Genomic DNA, 16,525 nt, shown 5'->3' with positions numbered 1-16,525 from the left:
ATGGACGAGCTCCTCGCCCTGGCCTTCGGAGCGCTGCTCGCGGGCGGCACCTACCTGATGCTCGCCCGCACCCTGCTGCGCGTGGCGGTCGGGCTGCTGCTGCTGAGCAACGCGGTGAACATCGCGATCTTCGCGGCCGGCCGCGTGCTGGGCCGCATCCCGCCCCTGGTCGAGCCGGGCGCGCAGGCGCTCGCCGCGGGCACCGCCAACCCCCTGCCGCAGGCGCTGATCCTCACCGCCATCGTCATCTCCTTCGGCCTGACCGCCTTCAGCCTGGTCCTGGTGCACGCCGCGCACCGCGCCTACGGCACGGTGGACCCCGACGCGCTGCGCGAGGCCGAGCCGCCCGGCCTGCCCGCCGCCGACCCGGCGGCGGCGGCGGCGGCGGAGCCCCCGACCCGGCGGCCGCCGCCGACGCCGGCGGCGCGGGAGGCCGCGTGATGCCCGCCGCCGCCGAGGCCGACCTCCTCCTCGTCCTGCCGCTCGCGCTGCCGCTCCTCGCCTGCGCGCTCGGCGCCGTGCTCTGGCGTTTCCCGATGGCGCAGCGCGGGCTCACGCTGGCCGCGGCCTTCGCGCTGCTCGTCGCCGCCATCGCCCTGCTCGCGCACGTCGCTGCGCGGGGCGGGCCGGTGGCGAGCCAGATGGGCGGCTGGCCCGCGCCGTTCGGCATCACCCTCGTCGCCGACCTCCTCTCCGCCGCGCTGGTGGCGGCCGCCGCGCTGGTCTATGCGGCGGTCGCGGTCTACGGCTGCGCCGACGGGCCGACGGAGCGCGAGGAGCAGCTCTACCATCCGCTGCTCTCGGGGCTCATGCTCGGCGTCTGCGGCGCCTTCCTCGCCGGCGACGTGTTCAACCTCTACGTCTGGTTCGAGGTGATGCTGATCGCCTCGTTCGGGCTGCTCGCGGTCGGCGGCGGGCGCGCGCAGCTCGACGCCGGGGTGAAGTACCTCGCCCTCAACATGGTCGCGACGACGGTGCTGCTGTTCGCGGTGGCGCTGCTCTACGGCATGACCGGCACGCTCAACATGGCCGACCTCGCGCGGCGCGTGCCGGAGGTCGAGAACCGCGGGGCGGTCGCGGCGGTGGCGCTGCTGTTCCTCGGCGCCTTCGGCATGAAGGCGGCGGCCTTCCCGCTGTTCTACTGGCTGCCGGCGAGCTACCATACCGCGACCCCGCAGGTCGGCGCGGTGTTCGCGGCGCTGCTCACCAAGGTCGGGGTCTACGGCGTGTTCCGCCTGTTCACGCTGGTCTTCGCGGGCACGGCGGAGTGGATGCCCTGGGTCCTCGGCGCCGTCGCCGTCGCCACCATGATCACCGGGACGCTCGGCGCGGTGGCGCACTGGGACGTGCGACGCATCCTCGCCTTCAACGTCATCGGCTCGGTCGGCGTGATGCTGGTCGGCGCGGCGGTCGCGACGCCGCTCGCCATCGCCGGGGCGGTGTTCTACGTGCTGCAGGACGTGCTGGTGAAGGCGAACCTGTTCCTCGTCGCCGGCGCCATCCGCCGTGCCGGCGGCAGCTACGCCCTGGCGCGGCTCGGCGGGCTATGGCGGCGCGAGCCGCTGCTCGGCCTGCTGTTCCTGCTGCCGGCGCTGTCGCTCGCCGGGCTGCCGCCGCTCGCGGGCTTCTGGGGCAAGGTGCTGCTGGTCCGCTCGGGGCTCGAGGCCGAGGCCTACGTCATCGCCGTGGCGGTGCTGGTCGCCGGCCTGGTCGCGCTCTACTCCATGCTGCGGATCTGGACCGAGGCATTCTGGAAGGAGGCGCCGGAGGAGGCGCCGCTCGCGCCGCACCGCATGGGCGCCGCCGAACGCTGGCTGATGCTCGGGCCCGCCGCGGTGCTGGCCCTCCTCACCCTGTCCCTCGGCCTTTGGGCCGAGCCGCTCCTGGCCTTCGCCCTCGCCGCCGGCGAGCAGCTGACCGCCGGCCGGGAGGCCTACCTCAACGCCGTCCTGGGAGGGGCCGCCGCACCATGACCGCCGCCGACCGCATCCCGCCGACGCTCCCCGACGCCGGAGGCGCCCGCGCCGCCGCGAGCCGGCGGGGAGGGCCGCGATGAGCGGGGCCGGCCCGGTGCTCCAGGTCGCGCTCGCGCTCTCCGCGCTGATGATCGCCGCCGCGGTGGCCCTGGCCTCCTGGCGCATGGTGCGCGGGCCGGGCATCGCCGATCGCGCGGTGGCGATGGACCTGCTCGGCCTGCTCGCCCTGACGGGCTCGGCCCTGGCGGCGCTCGCCGCCGGACACCTGGCGCTGCTCGACGTGGCGCTCGGGCTCGGACTGATCGGCTTCATCGGTGCGGTGGCGATGGCGGGCTTCATCGAGCGCGCGAGCCAGCCGCGCAGCGCGGAGCAGGAGGGCGACGGCCATGGTTGAGCTGCTCGCCGCGCTGCTTCTGCTCGCCGGCTCCGCCGTGGTGCTGGTCGCGGCGGTCGGCGTGGCGCGCCTGCCGGACACCTTCCTGCGCATGCACGCCTCGACCAAGGCCGGCGCGGTCGGCTCCGGGCTCGTGCTGATCGGCACCGCGTTGGCCTTCGGCGGCGGCGATGCCTGGGTGCGCGCCCTGGTGATCCTCGGCTTCCTGCTCGCGACGACGCCGGTGGCCGCCAATGCCCTGGGCCGCGCGGCGTATGTCGGCGGCGCGCCGCTCTGGACCGGCACGGTGGCGGACCAGCTCGCCGGCGTGCTTCCGCGCGGGACCTTCGATCCGGTGGATGCGGGGCAACGGCGGCGCGCCCTGCAGCCGACCGCCGAGGAAGAGGCGGCTCCCGACAAGGCGGAGCGCTCCGATCCGGGCCGCGAGCCCGCGCCGCCCGCGCCGCCCTCCCCATGATGCGCCGCGGTCCGGCACGCCCTGGCGCCGCGCCGTTCCGGCGCCGGGCAGCGGCGACGGATCAGGACCGGCCGAACGCCCTGCCGAGGCCCACCGGGTGCCCGGGGAATCGGGCCGCCAGGGGCCCGGCGGCAGGCATCCGCAAGCCGACCGAGCCGCGTCCGCGCGCCGGGAGCGCGCTTGCGAGCCGGGCGAGCCGATCCGCCCGCACCCCGCCGCCGGCCGGCCGCCGGCTGGCACCGAGATCGCACATCCGGTCCAGCAGCCCGAGCCCCTCGGTCCAGTACCATTCCGCCTCGCGGGGGTCCGGCGCGGCGCGGGCGCACAGGCCGATCAGGTACCCCGCCAGGCTCGCCGCATGCACATCGCTGCCGGGCCGGAGGTCGCTCTCCGCCCTGATCTGCTCCAGCAGCCTGCCGATCCGCCAGCGGAGGTCGCCGCCGGCGAGCCAGCTCCGCGCGTGGACCGGCGCACCGGCGGGCCGCCGCGCATCCGGCGGCGTTCCATGCCGCGCCGCCGCCCGCGGGACGAGCCGCTCCGCCAGCGCGGCGCGCAGGAGGTCGGTGCGGACCGCGTCGAGGCCGTCATCGGTGCCGATGAGCCGCGGCGCGAAGGGCTTCAGGCGCTGGCGCACCGGGCCGGGCATCTGGTCGTTGATCGGGACGGCGAAGCCGCGGATCACCGGGGAGACGCTCGCCGGGCAGTCGGTATGGGGCTCCCCCGCGAGGTGGGCCGCGAGCGACATGACGCACATCCGGCCGAACTTCGGGGCGCCGATGCCGCCGACGAGTTCGACCCTCTCGAGGATCCGCTGCAGCCGGGAATCGGCCTCCATGGGACATGTCCTTCGTCTTCCGCCACCGGCGCGCGTCGGGATCGGGACGGTAAACGCGCCCGGCGGGCGGCGGCTGCACGGCGACCGCCGGGCGCAGCGAGCCCGCGGCCTGCGCCGTGTCCGCCGGCCGGCGTCGCCCCCGGCCGCGGCGGGCCGGCGCGACGCCGGGGAAACCCGCGCCGCGCCGCGCGTTGGCACGCCGCATCGGATCATCGCCGCAGCAACCATGCGCAAGCCGGGACGCCCTGGATTCGAGCCCTGGATCGCGGCCGCCGGCGCGGGTCCCGGCCAAGCGCGCCGGCGCGGCGCCGCCGGATGCGTCGGAGGAGCCGCCGCGCGATGACCGAGACGCGCCGACCGAACCCCTGGAACCTCCTCGCCTGGCTGTACCTGGCCGTGCTGTTCCTGCGCGAGCTCGTGCTGTCGGCCTGGGACGTGATCCTGACCACGCTCAGCCCGCGCCTCGCCGTCAATCCGGCGATCCTCGCGGTGCCGCTCGACCTGCGGAGCGACGCCGGGATCACCCTCCTCGCCGACCTGATCACGCTGACGCCCGGCACGACCGCCATCCACGTCTCGGAGGACCGGCGGACACTCTTCATCCACAGCATCAACGCCGCCTCGCCCGAGGCGGTGGTGGCCGGCATCAAGAGCGGCTTCGAGACCGCCGTTCGGCGGGTGCTGCCATGACCGCCGCCGCTGCCCCGGCCGCACCGCGCGGCCGCCGGCGAGCCGGAATCGCGCGCGGCGGGCGCCCGCGAGGGGGATGCCGCGTCCTTCCGCCGAGCGCGATCGCCTGAAGGGAGGAACGGGTGCGATGCGGCGCGGCCCCCCCCGACCCCCGGACCGAGACGATCACGCTCGGCGAGCTGGTGGACGGTGCCGGACGGGCGGGATTCGGTGCGGTCCTGCTGGCGCTCGCCCTGCCCGCCGCCCTGCCCGTGCCGATGACCGGCATGCCGGCCGGAATCGGCGTGCTGATCACCGCCGGACGGCTGCTGCTCGGCTACGAGCATCCCTGGTTGCCCGGCCCCCTCCGGCGGGTGCGGCTGCAGCGCAGCGCGGTGCGCGCGGGCCTCAGGCGCCTGGCGAGGCTGCTCAGGCGAGCGGGGCGGCGACCGCCACGGCGCGGCGGCCGCGCGGCGCAGAGCATCGGCGGGCCGCTCGGGCGATGGCTGACGGGGGTGTCAGTGACGCTCGCCGGCCTCGTCATCCTGGTGCCGATCCCGTTCGGGAACCAGCTCCCGGGGCTCGCCGTGGCCGCCCTCGGCCTCGGCCTGCTGCGACGCGACGCGGCGGCGCTTCTCGCCGGCCATGTGCTGACCCTGCTCGCGCTCGCCTGGGCAACGGCGGTGCTGCTCGCCGGGCATCGCCTCGCCACCTGGGCCGCCATGCCGTTCGGGAACTGACGGCGATGCGACGGCGCGCGGGACGGCACGAGCACGGCGCACCCGGGCGCGCGCCGGCGCGCCTGTCCGCCCGGCGGCGCGCGGCGCGGCACGGATGAGGGGATCGCACGATGTGGCGTCGCCTGGTGTTGCGGAGCGTCGGCTTCCTCGGCCTCTGGCTCATCCTCACCGATGGCGCGGGCGGCGCCTTGCTGCCGGGCCTGCTCGCCTCCGTCGCGGCGGGCTGGCTGAGCCTGCGGCTTCTGCCGCCGGCACCGGACGCGCCCGGGCGCGTCCGGCCCGGGGCGCTGCTCCGCCTCGCGCTGCGCTTCCTGCACCAGTCGGTGCTGGCCGGCGTGGATGTGGCGCGCCGCGCGCTCAGTCCCCGCCTGCCCCTGGCCCCGGACCTCGTCACCCTTCGCTTCCGGCTGCCCCGGGGCCCGGCCCGGCAGGTCTTCACCGCCGGCATCAGCCTCCTGCCCGGCTCGCTCGCGGTGGCGGCGAACGGCGACCGTCTCACCGTACACTGCCTCGACCGCGACCAGGCGGCGGGGGCACAGCTCGATGCGGAGCAGACCCGGCTCGCCCGGGCGCTGGGGCGGGACGGCGCCGGGGAGGGTCCGGATGGCTGAATTCCTGGTCGCTGCCGCGGCCTTCCTCCTGATCACCGTCGCGGCGGGGCTGGTGCGGATCCTGCAGGGACCGACCGCGGCGGACCGCATGATGGCGGCGCAACTGCTCGGCACCGGCGGGATCGCGGTGGTGCTGCTGCTCGCCGCGGCGGCGGAGCGGCCGGCGGCGGTGGACGTGGCGCTGGTGCTGGCCCTGCTCGCCGCCTTCGCCGCGGTCGCCTTCGTCAAGGGCGCCACCTCCTCGGGCTCGGGCGATCCCGAGTTGCCGGAGGACGACCGGGGATGAGGCTCGCGCTGGACCTGTTCACCGTGCTCGCCGTCTCGGCCGGCGCCTTCTTCTTCCTCGCGGGCACGGTCGGGCTGCTGCGCTTCCCCGACGTCCTGACCCGCCTCCATGCCCTGACCAAGGCCGACAATCTCGGCCTCGGCCTGATCGTCCTCGGGCTGCTGCCGCGCGCCGAGGGGCCGCTGGCCGCGCTGAAGCTGCTCGCCGTCTGGCTGTTCGCGCTGCTCGCGGCGGCGACGGTGGCGCAACTCGTCGCCCGCGTCGCCCTGCGCCGGAACGGCCGGTCCCCGGGCGGGAGCGCGGCCGGGTGAACGGCGCCTGGCTCCTCCTCGATCTCGTGCTGGTGCCGATGATCCTGGCGGCAGCCCTGTGCGCGGTCGGGGCACGCGCCCAGTTCACCGGGATCGTCTTCTACATCGTCTATGGCCTCCTGCTCGCCCTCGCCTGGGTGCGCCTCGGCGCCGAGAACGTGGCGCTGGCGGAGGCGGCGATCGGGGCGGGACTGACCGGGGTGCTGCTGCTCGGCGCGCTGGCGCGCCTGCCGGCCGCCGCGCCGGCGGAGCCGGGGGCGGACGGGAGTCCGGGAACGGCGCTCCGCCTCGCCGCGGCCATCCTCTGCGCCGCGCTCGCGCTCGGGCTGGGAGCGGCCGTCCTGGCGCTGCCGGAGCCGGCGCCCGGCCTCGCCGACGTCGCCGCGGCGCACCTGCCCGCCACCGGGCTCGGCAATCCCGTCACCGCCGTCCTGCTGGTGTGGCGCGGCTACGACACGCTGCTCGAGGTCGTGGTGCTGCTGCTGGCGCTGCTTGGCGTGTGGTCGCTCACTCCCGATCCCCTGTGGGGCGGCGTGCCGGGGCCGCGGCACCGCACCCGGCCCGAGGGCGTGCTCGTGTTCCTCGGCCGCGTGCTGCCGCCCGCGGGGCTCCTGGTCGGCGCGCACGTGTTCTGGGCCGGCGCCGACCGGCCCGGCGGCGCCTTCCAGGCCGGCACGATCCTCGCGGCGGTCTGGCTGCTCGCGATCATGGCAGGGCTGACGGACGCGCCCGCGGTGCGCGGCCTCGCGCTGCGCCTTGTCCTGGTCGGCGGGCCGGCGGTGTTCCTCGGCGTCGGCCTCGCCGGCCTCGCCACCGCGGGCGCCTTCCTCGGCTATCCTCCGGATTTCGTGAAGCCGCTGGTCGTGCTGGTCGAGGCGGCGCTCACCCTGTCCATCGCCGTCACCCTCGGACTGCTGGTGGCCGGCGCGCCGGAGCGGCCGCCGCGATGACCGACGCCGCCACCCTCTACGGCCTCTGCGGGGCCGCGCTGGTGGGGATCGGCCTCTACGGCCTGATCGTGCAGGCGCCGCTGCTGCGGAAGATCCTCGCCTTCAACCTGATCGGCAGCGGCGTGTTCCTGCTCCTCGGCGCGATCGCCGAGCGCGCCGCGCCGGGCCGCGGCGACCCGGTGCCGCACGCCCTGATCATCACCGGCATCGTCGTCGCCCTGTCGGCCACGGCGCTCGCCGTGGCGCTGCTCCTGCGGCTCGCCGGCGCGACCGGACGGAGCACGCTGTCGCCGGAACCGCCACCCCCCGCGCCGGGCGAGCGCAATGGCGGGTGACGACATGCCCTGGGTGGTGATGGCCGTGGCGCTACCGTTCGCCGGCATGCTGCTGGCGCTGCCCCTCGGCCGCCACGCGCACCGCCTCGCCTGGGCGGTGCTGCCGTCCGGCCTCGCCGTCTCGGTGCTGCTCGTCGTCCAGGTCTGGCGGGGCGGCGAGACGGTGGCCTACGCGATCGGCGGCTTCGCGCCGCCGCTCGGCATCGCGCTGCGGGCGGACGGGCTGTCGGCGCTGCTGGTGCTGACGACGGCGCTGGTGGTCTGCGCCACCGGCCTGTTCGCCCTGGCGGAGTTCCGCCCACCCTCGGCGGAGCGGGAGGCGCGCGCCTCGGTGCTGTTCTGGCCGCTGCTCTTCGCGCTGTGGGGCGCGCTCAACGCGGCGTTCCTCGGCGGCGACCTGTTCAACCTCTACGTCGCGCTGGAGCTGCTCACGCTTGCCGCCGTGCCGCTGGTGAGCCTGGAAGGGAAGCCGGAGACCTTCGCCGCGGCGCTGCGCTACCTGCTCTTCGCCCTGCTCGGTTCGGTGCTCTACCTGGTCGGGGTGGCGCTGCTCTACGGCGCCTACGGCACGCTCGACATCGCCCTGCTCGCCGGCGCGGCGCGCAGCGAGCCGGCCGCATGGGCCGCGGGCGCGCTGATGACGGCGGGGCTGCTCGCCAAGACCGCGCTGTTCCCGCTGCACCTCTGGCTGCCCCCCGCCCATGCCGGCGCGCCGGCGGCGGCCAGCGCCGTGCTCTCGGGGCTGGTCGTCAAGGCCTCCTTCTACCTGTTGGTTCGGCTCTGGTTCGACGCCCTGCCGGCGGTCGCGCATCCGGAGGCGGCGACGCTGCTCGCCGCGCTCGGGACGGCGGCGATCCTCTTCGGCAGCGTGCTCGCCCTGCGCCAGGAGCGGCTCAAGCTCGCCGTCGCCTACTCGACCATGGCGCAGCTCGGCTACCTGTTCCTGATGTTCCCGCTCACCGGCGGTCCGACCGAGGCGCAGCCCTGGAGCGCGGGAGCCTGGAACGGCGGCATCCTGCACGCGATCTCGCACGCCTTCGCCAAGTCGGCGATGTTCCTCGCCGCAGGGCTCATCCTGGAGGCGGTCGGCCACGACCGGATCGCCGGGCTGGGGGGGATCGGGCGGGCGCTGCCGATGACCGTGTTCGCTTTCGGCCTGGCGGGCCTGTCGCTGATGGGCCTGCCGCCGAGCGGCGGCTTCATCGCCAAGTGGCTGCTCGTGACCACGGCGCTGGCGAGCGGGCAGTGGTGGTGGGCGGTGCCGATGCTCGCGGGCGGGCTGCTCGCGGCGGGCTACGTGTTCCGCGTGCTGAACCCGGCGCTCGCCGGCGCCGACGAGCCGGTGGCGCTGCGCCGGCCCGTGCCGCGGCGGCGGCAGGCGATCCCGCTCGTGCTCGCGCTGCTCTCCGTGCTGCTCGGACTGCTCCCGCTCGGGCCCTACCGGCTGCTGTGGGTCGGCCGGCCGACCGCGGCGGAGGAGGGCCTCGGATGACCGCGCTGCTGCCGCTGCTGATCCTGCTCACCTCGCTGGTGCCGGCGGTCGTCATCTTCTTCCTGCCGGAGCGGGCATGGCGGATGCGCAGCGCGATCAACCTCGCGGGCGCGGGGGCCAAGCTCGGGCTGGTCATGTACATGCTCGACCGGGTGGCCGCAGGGGCGCTCTACGAGTTCGGGTTCCCGCTGGTGGCCGGGCTCGACCTGCTGCTGCGCGTGGATGCGCTGGCGCTGCTGTTCGTGACCCTCTCCGCCTTCCTGTGGCTGCTGACGACGATCTTCGCCATCGCCTATCTCGGCCACGGGCCGAACCAGTCGCGGTTCTTCGGCTTCTTCAGCCTGTGCGTCTTCGCCACGACCGGGATCGCCCTCTCCGGATCGCTGATCACCTTCTTCGTCTTCTACGAGCTGTTGACGCTCTCCACCTGGCCGCTGGTGGTGCACCGCGGCGACGCCCCTTCCCTGGCCGCCGGGCGCCTGTACCTGGCCTACACGCTCGGCGGCAGCGCCGCGCTTCTGCTCGGCATCCTGTGGCTCGAGGGGCTGGTCGGTCCGATCGAGTTCACGGTGCACGGCAGCCTCGCCGGCGTGGATCCGGGCACGCTCCGGGTCTGCTTCCTGCTCCTCGTCGGCGGCCTCGGGGTGAAGGCCGCGCTGGTGCCGCTGCACGCCTGGCTGCCGACGGCGATGGTGGCGCCGGCGCCGGTCAGCGCCCTGCTGCACGCGGTCGCCGTCGTGAAGGCGGGCGCCTTCGGCATCCTGCGCGTGGTGTTCGACGTCTATGGCATCGGGCTGGTGCAGGGGCTCGGGCTCGGCCTGCCGCTGGCGGTCGCGGCCTCGGCGACGATCCTCTACGGCTCGCTGCGCGCGCTCGCGCAGAGCGACATCAAGCGGCGGCTCGCCTTCTCCACCGTCAGCCAGGTCTCCTACATCGCGCTCGGCGCGGCGCTGGCGGGCCCGGCGGCGGTGGTGGGCGGGCTGGTCCACCTCGTGCACCAGGGGCTGATGAAGATCACGCTGTTCTTCTGCGCCGGCGCGCTGGCCGAGACGCTGCACATCCACAGGGTGGAGGAGCTGGACGGCGCGGGACGGCGCATGCCGCTCACCATGCTGGCCTTCAGCGTCGCCGCGCTGGGCATGATCGGGGTGCCGCCGGTCGCCGGCTTCATCAGCAAGTGGTACCTCGGCACGGGCGCGCTGCAGGCCGGACAGGTCTGGGTGATCTTCGTCCTGGCCGGCAGCAGCCTGCTCAACGCCGCTTATTTCCTGCCGCTGCTCTACCGCGCCTGGTTCCTGCCCGCCGCCGGGGGCGCGGCAGGGCCGGACCGGGCGGCGGCGCCCCTCGGCGAGGAGGCCGAGTGGGGTCTGGTGCTGCCGCCGCTCGTCACCGCCGCCGCGGCGCTCGGTGCCGGACTGTTCGCGGCCGTCGCCTTCAGCCCGCTCGGCTGGGCCCGGCTGATCGTGGCGCGGGACTACGGGCTGTGGTGAGCACGGTGGCGGTGCCGGAGTCCCCGACCCTGCTGGCGGCGGCGGTGGCCCTGCCGCTGGCCCTGCTGCTTGCCGGTGCGGCGCCGCGCCTCGGGGCGCGCATGCTGGGGCTGCTCTGGGCTGCGCCCCTGCCGGCGTTGGCTGCCTCCCTGCTCGCCGTCGGCGGCGAGGCGCGGAGCGAGCCGCTGCTGCTCGGCATGGCGCTGGCGCTCGACCCCGTCGGCGCGACGCTGCTCGGGCCCGTGGCGCTGCTGTGGAGCGCGGCCGGCGCCTATGCGGGCGCCTATCTGCGCGGGAAGCCGCATGGGGAGCGCTTCGCGGCGTTCTGGCTGCTGACGCAGGCGGGCAGCCTCGGCGTCTTCCTGGCCGCGGACCTGGCGAGCTTCTACCTCGCCTTCGCCCTGGCGAGCCTCGCCGCCTACGGGCTGGTGGTGCACGAGGAGACCCCGCGCGCCCGCCGCGCCGCGCGGATCTACCTGATCCTCGCCGTGCTGGGCGAGACCTGCCTGCTGCTCGGCTTCATGGTGGCGGCGACGGCGGCGGACAGCCTGCTGATCCGCGACGCGGCGGCGGCGCTGCCGGGCTCGCCCTGGCGCGACCTCGCCCTCGCGCTGCTGGTCGCGGGGTTCGGGCTGAAGGCCGGACTGGTGCCGCTGCACGTCTGGCTGCCGCTGGCCCATCCGGCGGCGCCGACGCCGGCCTCGGCGGTGCTCAGCGGCGCCATCATCAAGGCCGGCGTGATCGGCCTGATCCGCTTCCTGCCGCCGGAGGCCGCGCCGGCGGGCTGGGGGCTGGCGCTGGTCTGGATCGGCTTCGGCACGGCCTTCTACGGGGTGGCGGCCGGCGTGACGCAGGAGCACCCGAAGACGGTGCTCGCCTATTCCAGCCTGAGCCAGATGGGGGTGATCGCGGCGGTGCTCGGCATGGGCCTCGCCACGGCGGGCGGGGTCGGCGGGGCGGCGCTGCCGGCGGCGTTCTACGCGGCGCACCACGCGCTGGCGAAGGGGGCGATGTTCCTCGCGGTCGGCGTCGCCGCCGCCACCGGCGCGCGGCGGCTCCTGCCCGTGCTGGTGGTGACGGCGGTGCTCGCGATCGGGCTGGGCGGACTGCCCCTCACCGGCGGCGCGCTGGCGAAGCTCGCGGTGAAGGAGCCGCTGGGCGGCGGCGCGGCGGGGACGCTGGCCTCGCTGTCGGCGGCGGCAACCACGCTGCTGATGCTGCACTTCCTGCGCCGCCTCGCGGTCGGCGGCGGGTCGGCGGCTGCGCCCGATGCCGCGCCGCCGGCCGGGATCGTCCTCCCCTGGCTGATGGCGGCGGCCGCGGCGGTCCTGGTGCCCTGGGGGATCTACCTGACGGCCGGCGGAGGAGGGCTGGCCGGCGCGCTCTCGCCGGCGGCGCTCTGGGAGGCGGGCTGGCCGGTGCTGGCCGGCTCCGGGCTCGCCCTCGGCCTGTGGTGGCGGGCTGGCCGCCTTCCGTCGGTGCCGGAGGGCGATCTCGTGGTGATCGGCGAGGGCGCGACCCGGGCCCTGGCGCGCTGGCGCCCGCCGCTGCGGGCGCCGCGTCTCGCCGCGTCGGGCCAGCGCCTCGCCGCCGAGGCCGTCCGGGCGCTGGCGGGGATGGAGGGCGTGCTGCGCGCCTGGCCAACGGCCGGGCTGTCGCTGCTGGTGGTGGCCATCCTCTTCGGCATGGTGCTGGTCGCCGGGCGCTGATCGGCGGCGGCGCGGTCCGCGAGCAGGCGTGACCGGGACGACCGGCGCGTCGCGCCGCTCACCGCACCGCGAAGACCGGGCCCACCAGCAGCCAGGTCAGGCCGACGATCGCCGCGATGCCGGCGAGGTTCAGCAGGAAGCCGGCCCGCGCCATCTGCGCCACGGTGAGGTGGCCGCTGCCGTAGACGATGGCGTTGGGCGGCGTCGCCACCGGCAGCATGAAGGCGCAGGAGGCGGCGAGCGCCACCGGGATGGTCAGCAGGAACGGGTCGGCGCCGAGCGCCGGCGCCACCGAGGCCATCAGCGGCAGGAAGGCCGCCGCGGTCGCGGTGTTGCTGGTGAGTTCGGTCAGGAACACGATGCCCGCCGTCACCAGCACCACCACGAGCAGCATCGGCCACTGGCCGAGCGCGGCGAAGCCGGCGCCGATCCAGTCGGCCAGTCCGCTCGCGCCGATCGCCGCGGCGAGCGACAGGCCGCCGCCGAACAGCAGCAGCACGCCCCAGGGCAGCCGCTTCGCCGTCTCCCAGTCCATCAGCGCGGTCCCGCGGGGGGCCGGGCCGCCGGCCGGAACGAGGAAGAGAAGCAGCCCCGCGGCGACGGCGATGGTGGTGTCGTTCAGCCCCGCCGGCAGGACGCCGCCGAGCAGCGGCCGCATCACCCAGAGCAGCGCCGCCCCGGCGAAGACCAGCCCGACGCGCCGCTCCGGGACGGTAAGCGGCCCGAGGTCCGCGATCTCGCGTCGGATCAGCTCGGCCGAGCCGGGGATCGCCTGGCGCGGCAGGGCGAAGGCGATGCGCGTCAGGATCAGCCAGGTCATGGCGAGCATCACCGCGACCACGGGCAGGCCGATGAGCATCCACTGGGCGAAGCCGATCTCGACGCCGTAGGTGCGCCGCATGAAGGCGGCGAGCAGCGCGTTCGGCGGGGTGCCGATCAGGGTGGCCAGCCCGCCGACGCTCGCCCCGTAGGCGATGCCGAGCAGCAGGGCGCTCGGGAAGCCGTCCCGGCCGCCGGGGGCCGAGGCGCCGGCAGCGGCCCTCGCATCGCGCTGCAGCAGACCGATCACCGACACGCCGATCGGCAGCATCATCACCGCGGTCGCGGTATTGCTGACCCACATGCTGAGGAAGGCCGTGGCCAGTATGAAGCCGCCGACCAGCGCGCCGGGCCGGACGCCGACGGCGGAGACGATGCCGAGCGCGATGCGCCGGTGCAGGTTCCAGCGCTCCAGCCCGAGGGCGATCAGAAAGCCACCGAGGAAGAGGAAGATGAGCGGATCGGCATAGGGCGCCGAGGCCTCCCCCACCGGCGCGATGCCGAGCAGGGGGAAGAGCACGAGCGGAAGCAGCCCGGTCGCCGGGATCGGAATCGCCTCGGTCACCCACCACAGGGCCATCAGCGCCGCCACCGCCGCCACCCGCCACGCCGCGGTCTCGAGGCCGGAAGGCGGCGGGAGGAGAAGCATCGCGACGAAGACCGCGGGGCCGAGCAGCAGGCCGATGGTCCGGATTCTGCCGCCAGAAGCGGCCGGCCGCCCCTCCGGCGTGTCCGCGCCGGGATCGGGCGATGGCGGCGATGCAGGCCGGGGCCCGGCGCGTTCGTCCATGGGCGTGGGCTGTCCTTGGCAAAGCGGAACGGCTGGGCCGGCGCCGAGGGCGCGGGCCGGCCGTTTCGGCCGCGGCCCGGGGCGCGACAAAGCCGTCCGGGCGGCCGCCGCATGGTGCGTCACGCCTTCGCCGGCACGCCCGCCCGGCGGCACGCTACCATTCCGCGAGGGGCGCGTCAGCGGGATCGGCGGCCGGCCGGCAGCGTCCGGGGAGCGTGCGACGCACCGCGGGATCGCCGCGGAGCGCGGCGCGGAGCCGTAAGGACGAGGAATCGGGTGCGCGCAGGCCAGCCCCGCCCGCACGGCCCGGAACCGCCGCGGAAGGCGGCCGCACAGCCCGCGAATAGCGGGCTTCCCGCCTGCCGCGCGCACCGCGCAGGACGCGGTGCGGACATGGGCCGATGCGGTGGCGGGGCGCGTGGAGCCCGTTTGGCACCGCTCCCCCGACCGCCTCGACCCACAACCGCGCACGCCCGCCGGCCCGGGGCAGTGCCCCTGGGCGAGAGGCCGTCGCGCGCCCGGCGGCCCGGTCTTGCGCGCAACGGCCACGCCCGGGCCTTCGGGCGAAAGCCGGCCGCCTACCAGCGCCGGGTCGGACCGCAGTCCAGATGCACGAAGCCGTCGCGCCGGTAGAGACCGACGCCGCCGGCCTGGAGCGCCGCGGCCAGGCGGGCGAGCTGGACCGAGTCGCGTCCCGGCAGCCGGACATCCGCAGCCATGCCGGACATGTGCAGGCTGACGCGGCTGACCCGGCGCGAGCGCTGCGCGCGGCTGGCGTTGGTTTCCGGGGCGCGATAGCCGCTCACCACCTCGTAGGGCTCGCTGGTGTCCATGCGGCGCGCGATGACGTGCATCACGTCGAACAGCCGCGGGTCCATCGGCGTCGCCTCGTCGAGCGCCGGGTCGCGGAACACCCAGTCGAGGCGGCGCAGCGCGTCGGTGTCGTAGCGGCCGTCGCGCCAGTAGACGCCCTCGAAGGAGTCGCCGGTCTGCACGCGGCGCACGGCGAGGCTGCGGACCGCCTCCGATCCGGCCGGAGCGGCCGCCGAGGCAGCGGCGGGGATAGCGGACGCGGCGCCGACGCAGACGAGGCCGCCGAGTGCGACGCGGATCACCCCCCGGCGGCCGACCGCCCCTCCGCTGCAGCAGGGGCAGGCCGGCTCGAGGCTCCAGCGCATCCCCTAACGCCCCGCCGCAGGCACCGCCGCCACGGAGGAGTCCACGGCGGCCACGCGCCGCTGGCTCTGCCGTGGCGCGTCCATGGCGCGGACATAGGCCTCGTCGAGGCCGTAGATGTCGGGTCGGATTCGCACGCTGTTGCCCCCCTCCACGGTCACCGTCGTGTAGTGCAGCCGCACCGGGATGCTGCGCGCGAGCTGCACGCTGCTGGTGCTGCGCGCCGCGATCGCCCGGCTGGCCCGGGCACGGTCCCAGCCCGGCGTACCCCACAGGGCGGCCTCGAGCAACTCCATCGGCTGCTCGAGGCGTATGCAGCCGGAGGAGAAGGCGCGTGCGGCGCGCCGGAACAGGTGCCGGTCCGGCGTGTCGTGCAGGAAGATGTCCTCTTCGTTAGGCATCACGAACTTGATCCGCCCGAGGGCGTTGGCCTCGCCCGGATCCTGGCGGATGACGTAGGGGAAGCGCTGCGCGCTGACCGAGTGCCAGTCCACCGTGGTCGGGTCGATCTCGACGCGCGCGCCGCCGGCGACGGCATAGATGCGGAATCCTCCCTCCATGACGGCGCGCGGGTCGCGGCGGAGGCGCGGCAGCAGGTCCTCCCGCGCGTTGCGCTGCGGCACGCCCCAGGGCGGATTGAACATCACGGCCGTGAGGCGGGTGCGCAGCACCGGCGTCTGGCGCGTCGCGCGCCCGACGATGACGGCCATGTCGAGGGAGACGCGGCCGTCCTCCTCGATCAGGCGCAGGCGGTAGTCCGGGACGTTGACCTCGATGCGCCGCTCGGCGACGGGCCGGGCGAGGCCGCGCCGCATGTCGAGGGCGACGCGGAGCTGGAGGATGCGCGCCTCGACCGGCCGGTTGAGCGCCGCGAGCGTGAGGCGGCCGACGCGCCCATCGGGCTCGAGCCCCTCGGCGGCCTGGAAGCGCTTCACCGCCTCGACCAGGGCCGGGTCGTAGTGCGGACTGGCGGCGGCGGCGCCGGCGACGAGGGCGGGCTCGTCCACGCCGAGCCGGGCACGCAGGGCAGGGATGCGGCGCGGATCGGTGGTGCCGGGTTCGATCGTTCCGCCATCCGCGGGAACCGGGACGTGCCCGCCCGCGGCAGCGATGGCGCGCAGGCGGGCGAGCTCGCGCCGCAGGACCGGCGCCTCCGGGTGCAGGGTCGCGGCCCGCTCGATCACCGCCGCGGGTTCGGCGGCGGTGGCCAGCTCGGTCAGCCAGGGAGCGAGCGGGTGGGCGGCCGGATCCCGCTCGATGTCGACGCGGCCGCGCATCCGGCGCGCCCGGCCGTGCAGCAGGTCCTCGAGCGCCTCGCCGGCGGCCGCGAGGAGGGCCGCCTGATGTCCTTGCGGGTCGGAGGCTGCGAGCCCGTCCGGCGGGATGTCGTAGTGGCGCGGGTCGAGCCCGTCCTCCTCCAGACGGCGAAGCCGCTCGGCCAGGCGGAGGAGGGCAGCCTGGTCGGCCGCCGCCGCGGTCACCGGG

18 protein-coding genes are annotated in these 16,525 nt (G+C 76.0%); 14 read left to right on the top strand and 4 right to left on the bottom strand.

Translation table 11 applies throughout. From position 1 onward, the window contains the following. The 4 genes from IEX99_RS14785 (at position 1) to mnhG (ending at position 2,827) form a co-directional block, all read left to right on the top strand. Positions 1-441 carry an NADH-quinone oxidoreductase subunit K gene (locus IEX99_RS14785; RefSeq protein ID WP_188901608.1) on the top strand — a complete coding sequence of 147 codons (441 nt, stop codon included), beginning with the start codon at positions 1-3 and terminating at the stop codon, positions 439-441. Further along, positions 441-1,973: a proton-conducting transporter transmembrane domain-containing protein gene (locus tag IEX99_RS14780; protein WP_188901606.1), complete on the top strand. Its 1,533-nt coding sequence runs from the start codon at positions 441-443 to the stop codon at positions 1,971-1,973. Before IEX99_RS14785 ends, IEX99_RS14780 begins: the two co-directional genes overlap by 1 nt. Positions 1,974-2,052: 79 nt before the next feature. Further along, on the top strand, positions 2,053-2,370 hold the full coding sequence (locus IEX99_RS14775; protein WP_188901604.1) for a monovalent cation/H+ antiporter complex subunit F: 318 nt from the start codon (positions 2,053-2,055) through the stop codon (positions 2,368-2,370). Continuing rightward, a complete protein-coding gene (mnhG, locus tag IEX99_RS14770; protein WP_188901602.1) occupies positions 2,363-2,827 on the top strand; it encodes a monovalent cation/H(+) antiporter subunit G in 465 nt (154 codons plus the stop codon). The genes IEX99_RS14775 and mnhG overlap by 8 nt, the downstream gene beginning before the upstream one ends. A 61-nt stretch (positions 2,828-2,888) precedes the next feature. Here mnhG and IEX99_RS14765 read toward each other — a convergent pair whose 3' ends face one another. Continuing rightward, complete coding sequence (locus IEX99_RS14765; RefSeq protein ID WP_188901600.1) at positions 2,889-3,662, bottom strand: hypothetical protein; 774 nt, start codon at positions 3,660-3,662, stop codon at positions 2,889-2,891. Between the two features lie 339 nt (positions 3,663-4,001). On the opposite strand from IEX99_RS14765, the gene IEX99_RS14760 reads away from it, so the two are divergent. From IEX99_RS14760 to IEX99_RS14715, 10 genes are all read left to right on the top strand, one after another. Then, the gene (locus IEX99_RS14760) at positions 4,002-4,352 is read left to right on the top strand and encodes a Na+/H+ antiporter subunit E (RefSeq protein ID WP_229678049.1); all 351 of its coding nucleotides are present in this window, start codon (positions 4,002-4,004) and stop codon (positions 4,350-4,352) included. Between the two features lie 122 nt (positions 4,353-4,474). Further along, positions 4,475-5,071, top strand: coding sequence for an exopolysaccharide biosynthesis protein (locus tag IEX99_RS14755; RefSeq protein ID WP_188901595.1), 597 nt, complete (start codon positions 4,475-4,477; stop codon positions 5,069-5,071). Positions 5,072-5,181: 110 nt separating this feature from the next. Then, positions 5,182-5,682: a Na+/H+ antiporter subunit E gene (locus IEX99_RS14750; protein WP_188901593.1), complete on the top strand. Its 501-nt coding sequence runs from the start codon at positions 5,182-5,184 to the stop codon at positions 5,680-5,682. Next, positions 5,675-5,968 carry a monovalent cation/H+ antiporter complex subunit F gene (locus IEX99_RS14745; protein ID WP_188901591.1) on the top strand — a complete coding sequence of 98 codons (294 nt, stop codon included), beginning with the start codon at positions 5,675-5,677 and terminating at the stop codon, positions 5,966-5,968. The genes IEX99_RS14750 and IEX99_RS14745 overlap by 8 nt, the downstream gene beginning before the upstream one ends. Then, entirely contained in the window at positions 5,965-6,279 is a 315-nt protein-coding gene (locus IEX99_RS14740; protein ID WP_188901589.1) for a monovalent cation/H(+) antiporter subunit G, read from the top strand. The genes IEX99_RS14745 and IEX99_RS14740 overlap by 4 nt, the downstream gene beginning before the upstream one ends. Then, positions 6,276-7,229 (top strand): Na(+)/H(+) antiporter subunit B, encoded by a 954-nt coding sequence (locus tag IEX99_RS14735; RefSeq protein ID WP_229678048.1) that lies wholly within the window; start codon positions 6,276-6,278, stop codon positions 7,227-7,229. Before IEX99_RS14740 ends, IEX99_RS14735 begins: the two co-directional genes overlap by 4 nt. After that, positions 7,226-7,564, top strand: a complete 339-nt coding sequence (locus tag IEX99_RS14730) for an NADH-quinone oxidoreductase subunit K (protein ID WP_188901587.1) — start codon at positions 7,226-7,228, stop codon at positions 7,562-7,564. Before IEX99_RS14735 ends, IEX99_RS14730 begins: the two co-directional genes overlap by 4 nt. Further along, on the top strand, positions 7,554-9,056 hold the full coding sequence (locus IEX99_RS14725; RefSeq protein ID WP_188901585.1) for a complex I subunit 5 family protein: 1,503 nt from the start codon (positions 7,554-7,556) through the stop codon (positions 9,054-9,056). The genes IEX99_RS14730 and IEX99_RS14725 overlap by 11 nt, the downstream gene beginning before the upstream one ends. Then, positions 9,053-10,546 (top strand): complex I subunit 5 family protein, encoded by a 1,494-nt coding sequence (locus IEX99_RS14720; protein ID WP_188901583.1) that lies wholly within the window; start codon positions 9,053-9,055, stop codon positions 10,544-10,546. The genes IEX99_RS14725 and IEX99_RS14720 overlap by 4 nt, the downstream gene beginning before the upstream one ends. Further along, positions 10,543-12,255, top strand: coding sequence for a complex I subunit 5 family protein (locus tag IEX99_RS14715; protein WP_188901581.1), 1,713 nt, complete (start codon positions 10,543-10,545; stop codon positions 12,253-12,255). Before IEX99_RS14720 ends, IEX99_RS14715 begins: the two co-directional genes overlap by 4 nt. 58 nt (positions 12,256-12,313) lie before the next feature. Here IEX99_RS14715 and IEX99_RS14710 read toward each other — a convergent pair whose 3' ends face one another. The 3 genes from IEX99_RS14710 to IEX99_RS14700 all read right to left on the bottom strand — a co-directional run bounded on the left by IEX99_RS14710 (position 12,314) and on the right by IEX99_RS14700 (position 16,521). Further along, positions 12,314-13,864, bottom strand: a complete 1,551-nt coding sequence (locus tag IEX99_RS14710; protein WP_188901579.1) for an SLC13 family permease — start codon at positions 13,862-13,864, stop codon at positions 12,314-12,316. A 578-nt stretch (positions 13,865-14,442) separates the two neighbouring features. After that, entirely contained in the window at positions 14,443-15,042 is a 600-nt protein-coding gene (locus IEX99_RS14705) for a DUF882 domain-containing protein (RefSeq protein WP_188901577.1), read from the bottom strand. Positions 15,043-15,045: 3 nt separating this feature from the next. Then, positions 15,046-16,521 (bottom strand): L,D-transpeptidase family protein, encoded by a 1,476-nt coding sequence (locus IEX99_RS14700; RefSeq protein WP_188901576.1) that lies wholly within the window; start codon positions 16,519-16,521, stop codon positions 15,046-15,048. Positions 16,522-16,525: the final 4 nt, after the last annotated feature.

Source organism: Caldovatus sediminis (genome assembly GCF_014644455.1).
GTDB classification, from domain to species: Bacteria; Pseudomonadota; Alphaproteobacteria; order Acetobacterales; family Acetobacteraceae; genus Caldovatus; species Caldovatus sediminis.
The sequence above is the reverse complement of the archived record's forward strand: the minus strand, read 5'-3'. Positions and strand labels throughout refer to the sequence as shown.